This is a genomic window from Acinetobacter sp. A2 (assembly GCF_048537555.1).
In the GTDB taxonomy this organism is placed as follows: Bacteria; Pseudomonadota; Gammaproteobacteria; order Pseudomonadales; family Moraxellaceae; genus Acinetobacter.
This window is the reverse complement of record NZ_CP183239.1, coordinates 683,051-701,966: the sequence shown is the minus strand read 5'-3', so window position 1 is coordinate 701,966 and position 18,916 is coordinate 683,051. Positions and strand designations below refer to the sequence as shown.

Below are 18,916 nucleotides of genomic sequence, written 5' to 3'. Positions count from 1 at the left end.
ATTTAGCTGTCTTTCTTTAGCTAAATTCAGCAAAAGATAATGAAATAAAAAATCCCGCAATCGTCATTGCGGGATTTTTTTAACATAAAACAGAATGAGAAAAAACTAAACTAAAATTTCACGTTTTCCGTTTGGCCCCTGCTCACTGACAATACCCTGTTCTTGCATTTGATCGACAATACGTGCTGCACGGTTATAACCTAAGCTAAATTTACGCTGTAAAGACGAAGTCGAAACTTTGCGTGTTTCCAATACAAACGCCACACACTGATCATAAAGCACGTCACGGTCTGGATTGCCTTCACCATCTTCAAAACCACGTGAAGAGGGTTCTTCATCAAATGGTGTCAAGATTTCATCCACATAGTCTGGGTCACCACGTTCACGCCATGCATCACAAATACGGTTGACTTCATCATCTGAAATAAACGCACCATGCACACGCTCTGGTTCAATTTTACCAGGCCCCAAGAACAGCATATCACCATGACCAAGCAAGTCTTCTGCACCACCTGCATCCAAAATAGTGCGCGAGTCAATTTTTGAGTTTACGCGCAAGGCCACACGGGTTGGAATGTTGGCTTTAATCAAACCTGTGATCACATCTACCGATGGACGCTGAGTCGCAAGCAATAAATGAATCCCTGCTGCACGTGATTTTTGTGCCAAACGGGTAATCATTTCTTCTGCTTTTTTACCGACCTGCATAATCATGTCGGCAAACTCATCTGCCACAATCACAATAGAAGGTAATGGAGTTAAGCGTGGAGCACGTTCCTGTGTAGCAGAATCACTCGGTTTCCAAGTTGGATCAATCAGGTCTTCACCACTAGCAAGCGCCTCTTCCACCTTACGGTTATAGTCGCTTAACTTACGAATTTTAAGGAAGGACATTAACTTATAACGACGTTCCATTTCATTGACACACCAATTCAAAGCACTGACTGCATCTTTCATATCAGTCACGACAGGTGTCAATAAATGTGGAATATCATTATAGTTAGCCAATTCCAATTGTTTCGGGTCAATCAGAATTAAACGCAATTGATCAGGTTTATATTTCAGCAGCATCGATAAAATCATTGAGTTCACCGCAACCGATTTACCTGAACCTGTTGTACCTGCAACTAGCATGTGTGGTGCTTTGCCCAATTCTGTAATCACTGGATTGCCTGAAATATCTTTACCCATCGCCATGGATAAAATACCGTTCGGATCTTCAAAAGCAGGGGTTTGCAATAATTCAATCAAACGCACCATTTCTCGGGTGCTGTTTGGCACTTCAATACCAATGTACGGCTTGCCTGGAATGACTTCCACCACACGCACCGATGCCATAGACATAGAACGTGCCAAGTCACGAGAAATATTGGTCACTTTTGACGCTTTCACCCCAGGTGCCAAATCCAGTTCAAAACGTGTCACTACAGGCCCAGGCTGTGCTTCGACCACTTTGGCTTTGACATTGAATTCCTGTAACTTAATTTCCAGCAACTCAGACAAGCGCGCCAATTGTTCTGCCGTAAAATTGACCTTTTTATTCGGGTCAACCTTATCCAACAATTCCAAACCTGGTAGCGGAGAAAGATCACGACGCTTTTCTGCGACTTGCATCGCGCGTGACATTGGACGGCCACTGGCATCGGTCAAAGGCGCATCAAAATCGAAATCATCTTCATCTTGTGGCTTGCCTGCTGTTTCCTGCCATGCTTCTACAAAAGCTTCCTTAGATAAGGCAACTTTTTCAGTTGTAGCCGTCTGCGCTGTCGTTGCTGAACCTGCAACTGCTGCTGCAGTTGCTGCCGTCTGAATAGGTGCCTGCACAAAAGCAGAGCTTTGCGCATAACTACTGCTGCTACGTACTGCTTTTGTTGGATTCTGAACATGATCTTCAAATGGCTCATCACCCAAAAGATCATCCACCAGTAAATCATCTAAACCATCAAGTTCATGCGCTGTACGATTGACTTGGCTGACCTGCTTAGGCGTTACAACAGGATGATCTGATGGTGGCGTAAAGTGCGATTCATTACGCTGAAAATCTACTGAAGCCTCAGTATTTCTTGCCTCATACTGAGCGTGATCACGCTCTGTTTCGAGTGTTTCTACATGGCTGTCACTTTGGAATGGGCTATGTAAATCACTGGCGGTTTTTCCTTGTGGTACAGCCGCTAACAGCTCATCAAAAATTTGGTCGTCATCCCAATCTAACGATGATTTATTGCCAGACTGCGGCATAGACGTAGTTGGTAATCCATCATTTAATGAATTGCTTTGGATTGGGTGTTCAGGTTCTTCTGAAGCACGCAATAGTGCATGAATGTCTTGGTTATGCTGTGAGTCAGTATTTTCCTGCAAGGCACGCCACACTTCACCTGTTGCCACAATACGCTGGCTGTCTTGTTCCAATTGATGTGCTTTTTCAATGGTTTTTTCTAGCTCTACATCATCAATTTCATCTTGAACTAAAAGCTGTTGTGCCTGTTCATCTTCTTCACGTTGCTGCATGTGATTAAACATACGCTCCGCTGCAGGATGTGGCGTTTCAATCTGTTGATTTTGTTGTGCAACTGCAATTTCTGTAGATGTACGATCATCATGTGCAGCTGTAGTTTCGGCCTGTACCGCAGGCGCAGCAGCAACCACCGTTTTTTTCACTTGCGGTGCAGCACGTTCAAAATCAGATTCTGGCTCAGGCACATTACGGTAAAATAAATCTTGTAGATAGGCAGGTGTTGCTTTTAAAGTCGCCCAAGTTCTGTTCCACTTTACACCAAAGGCCAAAGTAAACAGTAAAACCCAGAACGCCACTAAAAATGCAGTAGCCCCATAAATGCTTAAAAGCTGTGATAAGCTCTGCCCAAGCTCAAAACCGATAATCCCCCCAGATGCGTTATCTAGCGTATCGGCAGGGACTTGCCAAAACAAATACAATAGGCTTGCACTGGCGAGCAAAATAAAAAACTGGGCAGCATAACGAAATGGGCGGTTTAAAAAACTACGTGGCCACCAAACTTGTAACGCTTCAATAAATAAATAAGCAGGAATAAGCAAACTAGCCCAGCCTAAAAATCCAAATAGTAAATCGGCAATCCACGCCCCTGCAACCCCACTGGCATTCGAAACCTGTTGGGTATCACTGGAAATATGCATCCAGCCCGGGTCAAATGGAGTATAGGTCACTGTTGCAAGAAACAGATAAATTCCAAAAGAGACCAAAAATAAAGTCACTATTAAGCGCTGTGCATAAGCACCCGACACCGCAGTCATATACTGTCCTGTTGCCAATTCTTCATCAATGTTTTTGTTTGCTCGTTGGTCTAAAAAGCCACTTATTTGAATGAGCCTCTGCGTTGAATTGATCTATGCAACCTTGAAGAAGATTACAAGATAAAACGTATCGCAGACCTTATATTATGCACGTGTTGCCTAGAAAAAGATGCAAGATTATTGAAGTGTGTTGTTAACTTTTTCTATATAGCTCAAATCGATTTACCTGATCAGTAATATCAAATTTATTCACACAGCAAAGTCTTTCTGTTTCACGTATAATTTCATAAATTTCTAAATAAAAAAAGGATGCTGTGCATGAGCGCTCGTCACTCACGATTAATTATTTTAGGTTCTGGCCCTGCGGGTTATAGTGCAGCAGTTTATGCAGCACGTGCTAACTTAAAACCGACATTAATTGCAGGCTTGCAATTAGGTGGTCAGCTGACCACCACCACTGAAGTAGACAACTGGCCGGGAGATCCTGAAGGTTTAACTGGCCCTGCGTTAATGGAACGTATGCAAGCCCATGCCGAACGCTTTGGCACAGAAATCGTGTATGACCATATTAATGAAGTGAATTTAAATGTTCGTCCATTTGTACTTAAAGGCGATATGGAAGAATTCACCTGTGATGCACTCATTATTTGCACAGGTGCAACTGCACAATACTTAGGTTTAGAATCTGAAGCAGCATTTATGGGTCAAGGCGTTAGCGCATGCGCAACCTGTGATGGTTTCTTCTATAAAAATCAAAAAGTAATGGTTGTGGGCGGTGGCAACACGGCTGTAGAAGAAGCATTGTATCTTTCCAATATTGCTTCGCATGTAACCTTAGTACACCGCCGTGATTCGCTACGTTCTGAAAAAATCTTGCAAGATCACTTATTTGCCAAAGAAAAAGAAGGCAAAATCAGCATTCTTTGGAATAATCAGGTCGATGAAGTCTTAGGTGACAACACTGGTGTAACATCGGTACGTTTAAAATCAACCACTGATGGTTCAACTCAAGATGTTGAAGTTTCAGGCTTGTTTGTTGCGATTGGTCACAAACCAAATACCAGCATGTTTGAAGGTCAGTTAAACTTACGTGATGGTTATATTCAAGTGCAAAGCGGCACAGCAGGCAACGCAACACAAACCTCTGTTGCAGGCGTATTTGCCGCTGGTGATGTTGCCGATTCAGTTTACCGTCAGGCAATTACTTCTGCAGGTTCAGGCTGTATGGCTGCGCTAGATGCAGAAAAGTATTTAGATGCCTTAGGCGAATAAACTCAGCTCATTACCTTAAAGACACAAACCGCTCTCAGGAGCGGTTTTTTTATCACAACATTTTTAGGTATGATGCGCAGCAGATCATATAAAACTGTATACGGCTCTTGATATGCAAACGCTCCCAGCTTCATCATTCATTTTTCCAGATCCAATTGAGGTTGATCCTGAAGGTGAAGGCTTGATTTGTGTCGGTGCAGACCTCTCCCCTGCCACTTTATATGAAGCCTATACGCATGGTTTGTTCCCTTGGTTTTCAGAAGGTGAGCCCATTTGTTGGTGGAGCCCAGAACCGCGTTGTGTGATTTTTCCGAAGGATTATCACCCAAGCAAATCCTTAGTCCGCAACATGAAAAAAATAGATTATCGGATCACCATTAACCACGCCTTTGAGCAGGTCATTCGCCATTGTGCCTTGCCGCGTAGTTATGCCAACGAAACGTGGATATCTGATGACATTATTCAAGGTTACTGTCAGCTGTTTGCAGCAGGTTATGGCTATAGTGTTGAAGTCTGGGAACAAAATACTTTAGTGGGCGGCTTATATGGCGTCACCATTGGTCAAGGCTGTTTTGGTGAGTCGATGTTTAGTCATCGCACCGATGTATCCAAAATGGCATTTTATAGCTTGATGCTGATTGGCCAAGAACAAAACTTAGCCTGGATTGACTGCCAATTGGTCAATGAGCATTTGCTTAGCTTGGGTGCATGTACACTTTCTCGCCAAGACTACCTTAAATCGTTACAAGATGTTGTAAAACAGCCCGCCATCAATTGGAAAAAATATCAGGACAGTGTATTTTCAAGTAAAACAATAGCGCAGTATGCGCGCCTACTTGAATGACAATAACAGAGAGGGATCTTGAAAATGAATTCATATCACCCAAAATCCCTGCTAAATGATTTGCAGTATTACATTACCCCGCCGCACGATTGTAGTTATTTATCTGAAAAATCTGCACGCATGGTATTTTTAGACCCTGCACATAAAATTGATGTCGTAACCCTGTCTGAATTATCTCGACTAGGTTTTCGTCGCAGTGGTGACTTTGTCTATCGCCCTGAGTGTCACCTTTGCCGTCAGTGCCTGTCGTCTCGTGTTCCTGTTGTGGAATTTGGCATGAACAGCACCCAAAAGAAAGCATGGAAACGCAATCAAGATTTACACATCCAAATTACCCAACCACAAGATGCTAGTGATGTACATTATGCGCTGTACGAACGCTATATCAATGAACGTCATGCCGATGGCGATATGTTCCCGCCTAGCCGTGATCAGTTTGAAAAGTTTTTAATTCACAGCTGCACCCACAGTTTCTTTTTAGAAATGTGGCAGGAAGATCGCTTAATTGGTGTGTCGACCTGCGACTATTTAGATGACGGTATTTCTGCGGTCTATACTTTTTTTGATCCTGACGAGAGCCGTCGCTCCTTAGGAACATTTGCAGTGTTAAAGCAGATTGAACAAGCCCAACACTTGGGGTTGCAATATGTCTACTTAGGCTATTGGGTGCCACATTCAAACAAAATGAATTACAAGTCCCAATATGTGCCACTTGAACTGCTTTTAGATGGTCAATGGCGACGCATTAACCGCAGTCTAAATGCAGATGAGGTTCAGCAATTGGGAAACTCCTTAATGACGACGCTGCCCTTGGGTTGGAATAACTCGATCATTAAATAAAATACAGTAACCCCATACTAAATGTGTTGAGATTTCACGTTTACTTAAACAAACTGGCAAAATCGTCGCTGCAAGATTTCACCATAATAATGGCATGCTCACGTGTGCCATCAGGTTTAGGATAATAATTTTTACGTAAATCAATTTGATGAAAGCCTGATTTTTCATACAGCGCAATTGCAGCCTCATTACTTTCGCGCACTTCCAAAAAAATTTGCACAGGTTGATTATTCAGCTCGGCAATTGAATGTTCTAACAATTGATAACCCAAACCCTTGCCTTGCTGACTAGGATGCACTGCCATCAACAACAAATTGGCTTCATCCAACACGGGTTGCAAAATACAAAAAGCCACCACTTTCCCCGCCTGCTCAATGACCGTGGTGTGATAGTTTTCTACCGCTTCAGCAAACTGCTTAGCCGACCACGGATGGCTTTGTACCAAATTTTCAATTGCAACAACATCGGCCACATCGCCAGCTTGCATTAATCGAATCATAAGAAATGATCTTGTTAGGTGTTAAGATGTAGGCATTATAGAAGTCATAACAAAAAAATCGAGCAAAAAAAAAAGCAACGTGCGTTGCCTGACCAAAGGGAAAAGTTTAGAAGCCTAATTTGGCTTTCCATGTATCCAACAAACTCGTAGTATCAACATCATTAGGATGAAAACTTGGTTTAAAATACAGCAACATTTCTTTTGCCATACCGGTAATCACGCCTTTCGATGGGCTATAAGCATAACGATAAATCATTTTTAAGTTTTCAAGATTCAACTGCTGATCTTGTTTGAGCAAACGTAGTAAAAAATAATTTTGCACGAAAAATAAAGTTAGCATTGAAATCACTAATGATGATGTTCGTAATGCGTAGGCTTTTACGCCTTTACCAAATACACCTTCAAATACATCATACGCAACCGCTTTATGTTCATTTTCTTCAATGGCATGCCATAACCACATGGTTTTCATAGTATCGTCACTCATCAACTCTTGAATATGAGAATTGCTGAGTAACTGTGAGGCAATCGTAGCCGTAAAATGCTCTAAGGCTGTGGTTGCAGTTAAATCCACCATTTCCTGTGTAATACCAACAGGTTTTGCGATTTTGGCAAGCAGCTTGCGTGTAGTCTGAATGACTGTATCAGTATGACGATCTAAAGTATCAACATCATGTCCAAACTTTTGCGCTGAAGCATTAAAGCCCACATGCTCATGTGTATGCATGGCTTCTTGACCAATAAAAGCGCTGATTTCTTTTTGCAATTCAGCATTGTCTTTTAGCATTGGGTGATAACGTACAGCACGCACACTGTCTATAAAGAACTTTTCACCTGCAGGGAATAAAGCAGATAATGCAGTCATAAAATGGGTAAGACCAGCATTCCCACTCATCCAATATTCTGGCACTGTATCAAAGTTAAAATTCATGCGACGTACAGGGAAACTTGCTCCTGCTCGCTGACTAATACTGACTTTAGCATTCATATTTTATCTCCCTCGATTACTGCAAAACCAATACATCTATTCAGTAACCGACGTATTTCTTATTTTTGACTTGCTTTCATCTTAAAGTTTTCTCGTTTTTGTTTAAGTGCAGTTAAGGACAGCAAATTGTCAGTTCAGGACATGAGGAACGAAAATAATGAGTAAGCATCCGGCTAACACAGCCTTACCAAGCGATCCTATAAGCCTTAATTTAGTTCCCACCTAAAAACAAGTGGGGACTTAATCCATGAACATGGATATATATTCAGCAACACCTCCTGTTGCTAAAAAACGCAGAACATACAGCAAAGAATTCAAACTCAGTATTGTCAATGCCTGTAAAAATCCTAATACCTCGATCGCTTCGGTCGCACTGCAACATAGTATTAATGCCAACCTTGTCAGTCGTTGGATCAGGATCCTCAGCCATCATGATGGTGCCGTGCAGGATCCTACTCATGTGAATCCAGCATTTATTGCTTTGCCTTACACTGCTGCAATTAGCCAACCTATTGATGAGAGGATCACGTTGTGTATCACCGTGCCTCATACGAATAATGATATTCAGCTAAAATGGCAGACATCAGAAATACCTGCCTTGGCAGAATTACTCAAGGCACTGGCAACATGATCCGCATTGATGAAATCTGGTTGTCTACTCAGCCCATGGACATGCGTGCAGGTATGGATACGACCATGGCTCAGGTGGTGAGAGCCTTTGGCTACATCAAACCGCATTGTGCTTACCTGTTCTGTAATAAACGTGGCCATCGCATGAAAGTGTTGGTACATGATGGACTGGGCATCTGGCTGTGTGCCCGGCGGCTGGAACAGGGCAAATTTCACTGGGCTCAAGTTCACCAAGGTGAAACCGTGGCCCTTAGCCCGGAACAGTTACAGGCACTGATCCAAGGTTTGCCCTGGCAGCGCATTGGACGACAGCAGGTGGTGACGATGCTTTAAACCAGGCTGTTCCATTCTGCTATTCTCCAAACGTTCTATTTCATTCTTCTCATGACCTCAGGCATACTGCGGTCATGAATACGCTGCCTGACTTAAGCCAACTGACCCATGAACAACTGCTGGAATTCACCAGACAGTTGGCAATGCAGCATCAGTCTCTAGCACAATCTAAACAACAACTGGAACAATCAAATCAGCAATTAGATGCCAGAGTTCAACATCTTGAAGTCACCAATCAGCAATTAGATGCTCAAGTTCAACATCTTTCTATTCTCAATCAAAAATACGAGCATGAACTGGCGCTGTTTAAAAAGCACAAATTCGCCCAAAAGAATGAACACTTAACGGCAAAACAAATCCATCTGTGGGATGAAGCGGTTGAAGAAGATATTGCCGCGGTTGATCTAGAACTGGAACGGCTAAATGCAGATAAAACCAATGCAGCGACACAGAAAGCCAAAACCAATAAACCTAAACGTCGACCACTGCCAGATCATCTACACACCATCCGTATTGAGCATGAACCTGCATCAACCCAATGTGCTTGTGGCTGCCAACTCCGTCGTATCGGCGAAGATATCAGTGAAAAACTGCATTTCAGACCGGCACAGTTCTATAAGGAACAGCATGTGCGTGGTAAATGGGTCTGTGATCAGTGTGACACTCTGACTCAGCAAGCGATGCCCGCCTATGTGATTGATAAAGGCATTGCTTCACCTGAACTGCTCAGCCATGTTTTGGTATCGAAATATGCCGATCATTTGCCGCTGTACCGTCAACGTCTGATCTATCAGCGGGCGGGAATCGAACTTTCTAGATCAACTTTATCTGACTGGATAGGTCGCTGCGGTGTAGAACTGGAACCTCTGGCCAATGCCTTAAAAGAGGTGGTACTACAACAGCAGGTGCTGCATGCAGATGAAACACCAGTCACCATCATGCGGATGGGTGAGAATGATAAAAAACCGAAGAAAGGTTATGTCTGGGCCTACGCCACTACACAGTACAATCCAGTTCAGGCGGTGATCTATGACTTTCAGGATAGTCGTTCAGGCCAGCATGCTGAAGCGTTCCTGAATGGCTGGCAGGGTTATCTAGTCTGTGATGATTACAGTGGTTATAAAGCACGCTTTAAATCAGGCCAGGTCATTGAGGTGGGCTGCATGGCCCATGCACGTCGTAAATTCCATGAACTGCATGTGACCAAAAAAAGTCAGGTCGCTGAACAGGCATTAGTGCTGATTCAGAAACTGTATGCGATAGAAGCAGAACTCAGGAAAAAGACCGATGGTACAGCAGAACAGCGCCGCGAATACCGACAACAGCATAGCCAACCGGTGATGCAACAACTATATGAATGGCTCAACCAACATCATCTGACGGTGCCATCGAGTTCTCCCACCGCCAAGGCCATCAATTACACTCTGAAGCGTTGGCCAGCTTTAAGCCGCTATTTGGATGATGGCAATCTACCGATTTGCAATAATTGGGTAGAGGTGCGACACGAAGTCGCTTAATGAAGTTGTTCCCCCTGCGGGAACCACCCGTGTCACCGGGTGAATCTAGAAGGCTGAATAAAGAGCGCCTTCGACAATGTAACGAGGCACCGTAAGGTGCGGGGTATCAATCGTGAGAGGCGTACTCTTCTGGCAGCCATAGCCGGACAAGGGCTAGATAATCGGTATGGTGAACACATGTGAATCTGCGCAACGATCGTTAAATTGAACGAGCGGAAATGGCTAATACGCTCGAACCAAAACGGTAATGGAGGTGGGAATCGCGTCTTTCTACTACGCATTCGTGACCCATACGCCTCCCGGTCGATAGCAGGCACCTAAGCCGATGTACTTCAGTAAGCGGAACGTGGAAATCCCGTATTACCCCCATTGGGAAAGCAGTTTGCAAAAACTGCCCATGGTGATGCGGGCGAAGGAACGAGGAAAAAGCGAATGCCAGTCTGTAATGGGTTGGATAGAGGTTGAAACATTACCTCACGCGAAAGCGGGCTGACGTCCTTATGGTCTCTCATCACAAGAGAGTGTGTAGAACCCTTTTAATGGAGGGAGAGCAAATGAACGCAGCAGTATCAGCGTGTGCGCCTTCCAGCACATCGTGGGACAGCATCGATTGGATTGCTGTACAGCGTCATGTCAGAGGGCTGCAAGCGCGTATTGTGAAGGCGGTACAAGACGGCAGGTATAACAAGGCGAAAGCTCTGCAATGGCTGCTGACTCACTCGTTTAGTGGCAAAGCATTGGCCGTAAAACGAGTGTCTGAAAACAAAGGCAAAAACACGGCTGGGGTCGACAAGGTGACTTGGAATACACCCAAGGCCAAGACCGGTGCGATGATGTCGTTGAAGAGGCGAGGTTACACGCCCCTTCCGCTTCGGAGAGTCCTTATTCCGAAGAAAAATGGCAAGATGAGACCTCTCGGGATACCCACGATGAAATGCCGGGCCATGCAGGCGCTCCATCTGCTGGCTTTGGAACCCATCGCGGAGACCACCGCTGATCGGAACTCTTATGGATTCAGACCACAACGCTCAACCGCGGATGCTGCAGCACAGTGCTTTGGTGTGCTGTCAAGAAAAGTAAGTGCGGAGTGGGTGCTAGAGGGTGACATTCAAGGCTGTTTCGACAATATCAGCCATGACTGGATGATCGCCAACCTCCCAATGGACAAGGTGATTCTACGGAAATGGCTCAAAGCCGGTTACGTCTACCAAAGCAAGCTGTTTCCCAGTCTTTCCGGAACACCGCAAGGAGGTATTATCTCCCCGGTGCTGGCCAACATGACCTTGGACGGACTGGAAACGATGCTGGCTAAGAGGTTCTCTAACGCCAAATGGACAGGCAAAAAGCTGCAACTGGTACGGTATGCGGATGATTTCATCATCACGGGGTATTCTAAAGAGTGGCTCGAAAATGAAGTTCGTCCTGCCGTGGTTGAATTTCTGGCGCAGCGCGGTCTCGTGCTCTCTCAGGAAAAGACCAAAATCACGCACATAGGGAACGGGTTCGATTTTCTTGGCTGGAACGTACGTAAGTACAACGGCAAGCTACTGATCAAGCCGTCAAAGGCAAACATCAGCGCTCATCTTGACAAGCTGCGAGCATTAATCAATGCAAACAAAGCGACACGACAGGCCACTTTGATCGGTTTGCTCAACCCGATTCTAAGGGGTTGGGCCAACTATCATAGTCATGTCGTTGCCAAGAAGGTTTTCAACCAGGTAGACAACGCAGTGTGGGAAATGCTCTGGCGATGGGCTGTACGTCGCCACCCTCGCAAGACACTCCGATGGGTCAAAGATCGGTATTTCAAAGTACAAGGAGCGCGTCGATGGGTGTTCTCATGTGATGAACAGTCCGCCGATGGTCGGAAGCGACAATACACATTAGTGTCTGCCTCGGACACGCCAATTGTGCGACATATCAAGATCAAGGCTGCTGCTAACCCTCATGACCCCGCATGGGATGAGTACTTCGAATCCCGATGGGGTAAAAGAATGCTGGTCTCCGCAAAGGGGCGAGCCAAGCTGTATCGGGTGTGGCTAAAACAAGGTGGTCGCTGCTGCGCCTGTCTTAAACCAGTCACCAAAGATACACCATGGCACAGCCGTCATATTGTGAAGCTAAGTCATGGTGGAACGGATGCAGTTGCTAATCTTGAGATTTACCATCTGTATTGTCCGAGGAGTGTTCAGTTTGCCAATGTCAACGATGTATAACCGGGTGCCGAATGGCGCCTTAGCAGAGGCTTGAGCCGTGTGCTGGGAAACTCGCATGCACGGTTCTTAGGGGGTTGGACGTAGGTAACTGCGTCTGACTACCCGACAATCAAATGCGACCTTGGGCATTGGGCCGTAAGAACTGGTTGTTTGCAGGTTCGCTGCGCAGCGGTCAGCGAGCAGCCAATATCATGACTTTAATCCAGTCAGCAAAGCTGAATGGCTTGGATCCGTATGCCTATTTAAGTGATGTGCTGAAAAGGTTACCGACACACAAAGTGACCCAAATTGAAGAATTGCTGCCGCACTGCTGGAAACCTAAATCGAATTAAAAAATTGGTATGGGATTCAGCGGACGCTTACAATAATGATGAGTGAAATTGTTTTTGTGGTGCAAAAGCACAAATAGCAATACTTTAAATTTGTTTTGTGATTTAGATAAAAAATAACCATAAAAAAAGCGCTCCAAATGGAGTAATGCCAGTCAGTTAAGCAAAAAAAGTTAAAATACTGTAAAAAGAGCGTATGTAAATACGCTCTTTTTTTATGAATTTATCTCAGAATTTAGATTTAACATTAAAACAAACCCTACCTTCACTTTCACAATTCAGTGAATTGATTGATTTAAACTGGATTGAAGATTGCTTAAACCAAACAGGTAAAGCATCAATTCGAAAAAGAAAACTGCCTGCTGAACATGTTGTTTGGCTGGTAATCGGACTTGCTCTATTTCGAAATCAACCGATTTGGTATGTGGTTCAACAATTGCAACTTGTTTTCGGTACGGCAGAATACTGTGTACCGAGTGCATCCGTACAAGCAAGACAGCGCTTAGGCTTAGAGCCCATGAGTGCTTTATTTTCGACATTAAGTCAGGCATGGTTTAAAGACTCACAACAACAATATAGCAACTTTCACGGTCTATGCGTTTGTGCTGTAGATGGTGTGGTTTGGTCTATGCCTCATACAGAAGAAAACTTTAAGCACTTTGGTTCATCCAAAGGCAAAACAGCAGCTGCCCCTTACCCACAAGTCAGAGCGACTTGCCTGGTGAATACCAATACACATGAAATGATTGATGCCCAAATTGGCAGTATGGATCAAGGTGAATTAACCTTAGCCAGTCAATTAAAAGCACCAGTTCGCAGTATTACCCTATTTGATCGTGCTTACTTCTCTGCTGATTTTTTAGTGAGTTGGCAATCTCAGGCAGAAGAGAGTCATTGGTTGATGCGAGCAAAGGACAACCTGCGTTATGAAGTGATTCATCATAATGCGGCCCATGACTTTCAGATCAAAATGCCTGTTTCAGCAAGAGCAAAAAAGATAAATCCGTCATTGGGTGACTATTGGGAAGCACGTTTAATTGAAGTTGAATATGCAGGAAAAATAAGACGTTACATTACATCATTAACAGATTCTAAAGTTTATCCATTCAAAGACCTTGCAATGCTTTATATCCAGCGTTGGGAAATAGAAATGTGTTATCGGGAAATTAAAAGTGATTTACAGGATGCAAGAATTTTAAGAAGCAAACAACCTGATTTGGTCTATCAAGAATTGTGGGGGGTATTTATTGCTTATAATATCTTAAGAAGACAGATGAGGTTTATCGCTGAACATGCAAAGGTGAGTCCTTTAAGGATCAGTTTCCATATTGCATCTATGAGTATTATCAATATCTTAAGGCACACACCTTTAGAATCAGCAGGAAATCTACCCAAACATTTAGCACAATTATTTGAACAATCTAAAATATTTGTATTACCTGAAAAAAGGCAAAGGCAATGTCCGCGAGTAGTGAAAATTAAAGCACAAAAATATCCAAGAAAATGCCAGTCAATTTCTTAACTGACTGGCATTACTCCAAATGGAGCGCTTTTTCACACTATACAGTGATTATGCTGTTACTTTAGCAACAACACCAGCACCTACAGTACGACCACCTTCACGGATCGCGAAGCGTAAACCAGCGTCCATTGCGATTGGGTGGATTAATTCTACTGACATTTCTACGTTGTCACCTGGCATTACCATTTCAACGCCTTCTTTCAACTGGATTGCACCAGTTACGTCAGTTGTACGGAAATAGAATTGTGGACGGTAACCGTTAAGGAATGGAGTGTGACGACCACCTTCTTCTTTAGAAAGTACGTATACTTCCGCATCGAATTTAGTGTGTGGCTTGATTGTACCTGGTTTAGCAAGTACTTGACCACGTTGTACGTCTTCACGCTTAGTACCACGTAGAAGAACACCACAGTTCTCGCCCGCACGACCTTCGTCTAGAAGTTTACGGAACATTTCTACACCAGTTACAGTTGTTTTAACTGTGTCTTTGATACCAACGATTTCAACTTCTTCGCCTACTTTCACGATACCAGTTTCAACACGGCCAGTTACTACTGTACCACGACCAGAAATTGAGAATACGTCTTCGATTGGCATTAAGAATGCTTGGTCGATTGCACGTACTGGCTCTGGGATGTAAGTATCAAGCGCTTCAACAAGAGCAACTACAGCATCTTCGCCATATTGACCTGATTCACCGTTAAGTGCAGCAAGTGCTGAACCACGGATTACTGGAGTGTCGTCGCCTGGGAAGTCGTAAGTAGAAAGAAGTTCACGAACTTCCATTTCAACTAATTCGATTAACTCTTCGTCGTCTACGATATCGCATTTGTTTAAGAATACGATGATGTAAGGTACACCTACCTGACGAGAAAGAAGGATGTGTTCACGAGTTTGTGGCATTGGACCATCAGTCGCTGAACAAACAAGGATCGCACCGTCCATCTGAGCAGCACCAGTGATCATGTTTTTAACATAGTCGGCGTGGCCTGGGCAGTCTACGTGCGCGTAGTGACGAGTTGGAGAATCGTATTCTACGTGAGAAGTATTAATTGTAATACCACGTGCTTTTTCTTCTGGTGCAGAGTCGATAGCAGCGTAATCTTTCGCTTCACCACCAAACTTACGTGCACATACTGTAGCAATCGCAGCTGTTAAAGTTGTTTTACCATGGTCAACGTGACCGATTGTGCCCACGTTAACGTGTGGCTTATTACGTTCGAACTTAGCCTTAGCCATGAGATCTTCCTTTTTAAAACAACTCATGGAGGATCACTCCATGAGCATTAGGTTTTTAACTATGAATTAGTTTGCGCTTATAGTAATCGAAAGATTACTCGTCGTCACCTTTTTTACCACCAGACTGGAATTTAGCAATGATGCCATCTGCCACGTTACGTGGAGTTTCAGCATATTTAGCAAATTCCATAGAGTAAGTCGCACGACCTTGAGACATAGAACGCATGTGTGTTGCGTAACCAAACATCTCTGCAAGTGGAACTTCAGCACGAATTGCTTTAGTACCGCCAGGTAAGTCGTCCATACCTTGAACCATACCACGACGACGGTTTAAGTCACCCATGATATCGCCCATGTAGTCTTCTGGAGTTTCTACTTCAACTTTCATGATTGGTTCAAGAAGGATAGGATCTGCTTTCATGAAACCATCACGGAATGCGTAAGAACCTGCCATTTTGAACGATAATTCGTCAGAGTCGACATCGTGGTAAGAACCGTCGAACAATGTAGCTTTAATGCCTACAACTGGGTAACCAGCCAAGACACCATTCTTCATACGTTCTTGAATACCTTTGTCAACCGCACCGAAGAATTCTTTAGGTACTACACCACCTACAACTTCTTCAGCGAATTCGTAATCTTTACCAGCTTCAGGATCAAGCGGCTCTAAACGTACGAATACGTGACCGAATTTACCTTTACCACCAGTTTGACGAACGAACTTACCTTCTTGTTCGATAGACTTTTTGATCGTTTCACGGTAAGCAACCATTGGTTTACCAATGTTCGCTTCAACGTTGAATTCACGCTTCATACGGTCAACGATGATGTCAAGGTGAAGCTCACCCATACCCGCAATAATCGTTTGGCCAGATTCTTCGTCTGTACGTACGCGGAATGAAGGGTCTTCTTTCGCCAAGCGACCTAAAGCTACTGACATTTTTTCTTGGTCAGCTTTAGTCTTAGGTTCAACAGCCAATGCAATTACTGGCTCTGGGAATTCCATACGCTCTAGTGTAATCACTGCGTTTTCATCACACAATGTATCACCAGTCGTTGTATCTTTAAGACCTACACACGCTGCGATATCACCCGCACGAATTTCTTCGATGTCGTGACGGTCATTTGCGTGCATCTGTACGATACGACCAATACGCTCACGCTTCATTTTCACTGGGTTATAAACCGGGCTACCCGCTTTAAGAACACCTGAGTAAACACGTACGAACGTTAAGTTACCAACGAATTTGTCGTTCATGATTTTGAACGCTAACGCAGCAAACGGAGCTTCATCAGACGCTTCACGAGAATCTTCAGTTTCGTCTTTGTCGTCTAAGATACCTTTAATTGCTTCAACGTCAGTTGGTGCGGGTAAGAATTCAATTACTGCGTCCAACATACGTTGAACACCTTTGTTTTTGAATGCTGAACCACACATTGCAGGTTGAATTTCACCCGCTAATGTACGTTGACGTAAACCAGCAATGATTTCTTCTTTAGAAAGTTCACCATTTTCTAGGTACTTGTCCATGAGTTCTTCTGATGCTTCAGCAGCAGCTTCAACCATGTTAGTACGCCATTCTTCAGCAGTTGCTTGAAGATCAGCTGGAATCTCGCCGTATTCAAACTTCATACCTTGAGAAGCTTCATCCCAGATGATTGACTTCATTTCGATTAAGTCAATAACACCTGTAAATGTGTCTTCTGCGCCCACTGGAACAACGATAGGCACTGGGTTAGCACCCAAACGTGTCTTCATTTGTTCAACTACGCGGAAGAAGTTTGCACCAGTACGGTCCATTTTGTTAACGAACGCTAAACGAGGTACTTTATATTTGTTTGCTTGACGCCATACAGTTTCAGACTGAGGTTGTACACCACCTACAGCACAGTAAACCATACATGCACCGTCAAGAACACGCATAGAACGCTCAACTTCGATTGTGAAGTCAACGTGTCCTGGGGTGTCAATTACGTTAATACGGTGTTGGTCAAATTGGTTAGCCATACCTTTCCAGAAGCATGTTACAGCTGCTGAGGTAATAGTAATACCACGTTCTTGCTCTTGTTCCATCCAGTCAGTTGTTGCTGAACCTTCGTGAGTTTCACCAAGTTTGTGACTTTCACCTGTATAGAACAAAATACGTTCTGAAGTTGTTGTTTTACCCGCATCGATGTGCGCAGAGATACCAATGTTACGGTAACGAGAAATTGGGGTTTGACGTGCCATGATTTCTAGCATTCCTAAATTTTGTTGTTTAAAACAGGACGCTTTAAGCTGCTTAGCAACTTAAAGCGATTTGATGACAACTCAGTGACAACTGATTCATCACCCTCCTGATTAGGGCCTGTTTTATCCGCTTAGAAACGGTAGTGAGAGAAGGCTTTGTTGGCTTCAGCCATACGGTGCACATCTTCACGTTTTTTGATCGCTGCGCCTTTACCTTCAGATGCATCAAGCAACTCGCCAGCAAGACGTAACGCCATAGTTTTTTCAGAACGCTTAGCAGCAGCATCTACCAACCAACGCATCGCTAGAGCAGTACGACGGGATGGGCGTACTTCCATAGGAACTTGATAAGTAGCACCACCAACACGGCGTGCTTTTACTTCGACCATTGGACGAACTTTTTCAAGCGTAGCTTCAAAAAATTCAACTGGGTCTACTTTAGATTTTTCTTGAACGCGGTCTAAAGCACCGTAAACGATACTTTCAGCAATAGACTTTTTACCATCTTGCATTACGTGGTTCATGAATTTAGCGATTGTTTGGCTGCTGAATTTAGGATCCGGAAGGATTTCACGAGCAGCGACTACGCGACGTCTTGGCATTTTAAACTACCTATAAATATGACACTTCAGGGTGATCCAGCCGTAGCACAAAGTGTCGTGTGCATTTCGCTGGCCTTACTACACGTCGCTTGAATTTCACAAAATTAAATGCAGAAATCAGACAAGCGAGACGATAAAGGATTGCAGTTCTAAGAACTAAGACTAATCTTTAAAAGATTATTTCTTAGGACGTTTAGCACCGTATTTAGAACGTGACTGGTTACGATCTTTCACGCCAGCACAGTCTAAAGAACCACGAACGGTATGGTAACGTACACCTGGTAAGTCTTTAACACGACCACCACGGATAAGAACAACACTGTGCTCTTGTAGGTTGTGACCTTCACCACCGATGTAGCTAGAAACTTCAAAACCTGAAGTTAAGCGAACACGGCAAACTTTACGCATTGCTGAGTTAGGTTTTTTAGGTGTAGTTGTGTAAACACGTGTACAAACACCACGACGTTGTGGACAAGCCTTCAACGCAGGAACTTTTGATTTTTCAACCAAAGTCGTACGACCCTTACGGATCAACTGATTTGTTGTTGCCATGTGGCAATTCTCCCGTTAATAAAAAGCCCCAAA

Annotated in this window: 14 protein-coding genes and 2 pseudogenes; 9 read left to right on the top strand and 7 right to left on the bottom strand. The window is 43.9% G+C overall.

Annotated elements, in window-relative coordinates; all coding sequences use genetic code 11:
* Positions 1–105 precede the first annotated feature (105 nt).
* A complete protein-coding gene (locus ACNS8M_RS03265; RefSeq protein ID WP_419225115.1) occupies positions 106–3,270 on the bottom strand; it encodes a DNA translocase FtsK in 3,165 nt (1,054 codons plus the stop codon).
* A gap of 318 nt (positions 3,271–3,588) precedes the next feature.
* Between ACNS8M_RS03265 and trxB the strand changes: the two genes are divergently transcribed.
* The 3 genes from trxB (at position 3,589) to ACNS8M_RS03250 (ending at position 6,226) form a co-directional block, all read left to right on the top strand.
* Entirely contained in the window at positions 3,589–4,542 is a 954-nt protein-coding gene (trxB, locus tag ACNS8M_RS03260) for a thioredoxin-disulfide reductase (RefSeq protein WP_168418250.1), read from the top strand.
* A gap of 112 nt (positions 4,543–4,654) precedes the next feature.
* Positions 4,655–5,386: a leucyl/phenylalanyl-tRNA--protein transferase gene (aat, locus tag ACNS8M_RS03255; RefSeq protein WP_168418251.1), complete on the top strand. Its 732-nt coding sequence runs from the start codon at positions 4,655–4,657 to the stop codon at positions 5,384–5,386.
* A gap of 24 nt (positions 5,387–5,410) precedes the next feature.
* Positions 5,411–6,226 carry an arginyltransferase gene (locus tag ACNS8M_RS03250; protein ID WP_419225114.1) on the top strand — a complete coding sequence of 272 codons (816 nt, stop codon included), beginning with the start codon at positions 5,411–5,413 and terminating at the stop codon, positions 6,224–6,226.
* A 40-nt stretch (positions 6,227–6,266) separates the two neighbouring features.
* On the opposite strand, the gene rimI is transcribed toward ACNS8M_RS03250, so the two are convergent.
* Both rimI and ACNS8M_RS03240 read right to left on the bottom strand, forming a co-directional pair.
* A complete protein-coding gene (gene rimI / locus ACNS8M_RS03245; protein WP_168461469.1) occupies positions 6,267–6,725 on the bottom strand; it encodes a ribosomal protein S18-alanine N-acetyltransferase in 459 nt (152 codons plus the stop codon).
* Between the two features lie 106 nt (positions 6,726–6,831).
* Positions 6,832–7,713, bottom strand: a complete 882-nt coding sequence (locus ACNS8M_RS03240; RefSeq protein ID WP_168542534.1) for a metal-dependent hydrolase — start codon at positions 7,711–7,713, stop codon at positions 6,832–6,834.
* A gap of 247 nt (positions 7,714–7,960) precedes the next feature.
* On the opposite strand from ACNS8M_RS03240, the gene ACNS8M_RS03235 reads away from it, so the two are divergent.
* From ACNS8M_RS03235 to ACNS8M_RS03210, 6 genes and pseudogenes are all read left to right on the top strand, one after another.
* On the top strand, positions 7,961–8,344 hold the full coding sequence (locus ACNS8M_RS03235; RefSeq protein WP_279969639.1) for a transposase: 384 nt from the start codon (positions 7,961–7,963) through the stop codon (positions 8,342–8,344).
* A complete protein-coding gene (gene tnpB / locus ACNS8M_RS03230) occupies positions 8,341–8,676 on the top strand; it encodes an IS66 family insertion sequence element accessory protein TnpB (RefSeq protein WP_000618091.1) in 336 nt (111 codons plus the stop codon). Before ACNS8M_RS03235 ends, tnpB begins: the two co-directional genes overlap by 4 nt.
* Before the next feature lie 74 nt (positions 8,677–8,750).
* Positions 8,751–10,172, top strand: a pseudogene (gene tnpC / locus ACNS8M_RS03225) (IS66 family transposase); the annotation flags it as partial.
* Positions 10,173–10,747: 575 nt separating this feature from the next.
* Entirely contained in the window at positions 10,748–12,409 is a 1,662-nt protein-coding gene (gene ltrA / locus ACNS8M_RS03220) for a group II intron reverse transcriptase/maturase (RefSeq protein ID WP_419225113.1), read from the top strand.
* A 104-nt stretch (positions 12,410–12,513) separates the two neighbouring features.
* Positions 12,514–12,741 (top strand): annotated as a pseudogene (locus ACNS8M_RS03215) (transposase domain-containing protein); the annotation flags it as partial.
* A 214-nt stretch (positions 12,742–12,955) separates the two neighbouring features.
* Positions 12,956–14,260 carry an IS4 family transposase gene (locus ACNS8M_RS03210; protein ID WP_168525014.1) on the top strand — a complete coding sequence of 435 codons (1,305 nt, stop codon included), beginning with the start codon at positions 12,956–12,958 and terminating at the stop codon, positions 14,258–14,260.
* 48 nt (positions 14,261–14,308) lie between these two features.
* Here ACNS8M_RS03210 and tuf read toward each other — a convergent pair whose 3' ends face one another.
* From tuf to rpsL, 4 genes are all read right to left on the bottom strand, one after another.
* The gene (gene tuf / locus ACNS8M_RS03205; protein ID WP_236094463.1) at positions 14,309–15,499 is read right to left on the bottom strand and encodes an elongation factor Tu; all 1,191 of its coding nucleotides are present in this window, start codon (positions 15,497–15,499) and stop codon (positions 14,309–14,311) included.
* A gap of 94 nt (positions 15,500–15,593) precedes the next feature.
* Positions 15,594–17,729 (bottom strand): elongation factor G, encoded by a 2,136-nt coding sequence (fusA, locus tag ACNS8M_RS03200; protein ID WP_168460864.1) that lies wholly within the window; start codon positions 17,727–17,729, stop codon positions 15,594–15,596.
* Positions 17,730–17,860: 131 nt separating this feature from the next.
* The gene (gene rpsG, locus ACNS8M_RS03195) at positions 17,861–18,331 is read right to left on the bottom strand and encodes a 30S ribosomal protein S7 (protein WP_004975277.1); all 471 of its coding nucleotides are present in this window, start codon (positions 18,329–18,331) and stop codon (positions 17,861–17,863) included.
* A 177-nt stretch (positions 18,332–18,508) separates the two neighbouring features.
* Positions 18,509–18,883, bottom strand: a complete 375-nt coding sequence (gene rpsL / locus ACNS8M_RS03190; RefSeq protein ID WP_000246374.1) for a 30S ribosomal protein S12 — start codon at positions 18,881–18,883, stop codon at positions 18,509–18,511.
* Positions 18,884–18,916: the final 33 nt, after the last annotated feature.

Coding starts and splice junctions, on each gene's coding strand:
- ACNS8M_RS03210 (WP_168525014.1), top strand. CDS start 12,956: ATGAATTTATCTCAGAATTTAGATTTAACATTAAAACAAACCCTACCT.
- ACNS8M_RS03250 (WP_419225114.1), top strand. CDS start 5,411: ATGAATTCATATCACCCAAAATCCCTGCTAAATGATTTGCAGTATTAC.
- tuf (WP_236094463.1), bottom strand. CDS start 15,499: ATGGCTAAGGCTAAGTTCGAACGTAATAAGCCACACGTTAACGTGGGC.
- ltrA (WP_419225113.1), top strand. CDS start 10,748: ATGAACGCAGCAGTATCAGCGTGTGCGCCTTCCAGCACATCGTGGGAC.
- rimI (WP_168461469.1), bottom strand. CDS start 6,725: ATGATTCGATTAATGCAAGCTGGCGATGTGGCCGATGTTGTTGCAATT.
- ACNS8M_RS03235 (WP_279969639.1), top strand. CDS start 7,961: ATGAACATGGATATATATTCAGCAACACCTCCTGTTGCTAAAAAACGC.
- ACNS8M_RS03240 (WP_168542534.1), bottom strand. CDS start 7,713: ATGAATGCTAAAGTCAGTATTAGTCAGCGAGCAGGAGCAAGTTTCCCT.
- rpsL (WP_000246374.1), bottom strand. CDS start 18,883: ATGGCAACAACAAATCAGTTGATCCGTAAGGGTCGTACGACTTTGGTT.
- trxB (WP_168418250.1), top strand. CDS start 3,589: ATGAGCGCTCGTCACTCACGATTAATTATTTTAGGTTCTGGCCCTGCG.
- fusA (WP_168460864.1), bottom strand. CDS start 17,729: ATGGCACGTCAAACCCCAATTTCTCGTTACCGTAACATTGGTATCTCT.
- rpsG (WP_004975277.1), bottom strand. CDS start 18,331: ATGCCAAGACGTCGCGTAGTCGCTGCTCGTGAAATCCTTCCGGATCCT.
- tnpB (WP_000618091.1), top strand. CDS start 8,341: ATGATCCGCATTGATGAAATCTGGTTGTCTACTCAGCCCATGGACATG.
- ACNS8M_RS03265 (WP_419225115.1), bottom strand. CDS start 3,270: ATGACTGCGGTGTCGGGTGCTTATGCACAGCGCTTAATAGTGACTTTA.
- aat (WP_168418251.1), top strand. CDS start 4,655: ATGCAAACGCTCCCAGCTTCATCATTCATTTTTCCAGATCCAATTGAG.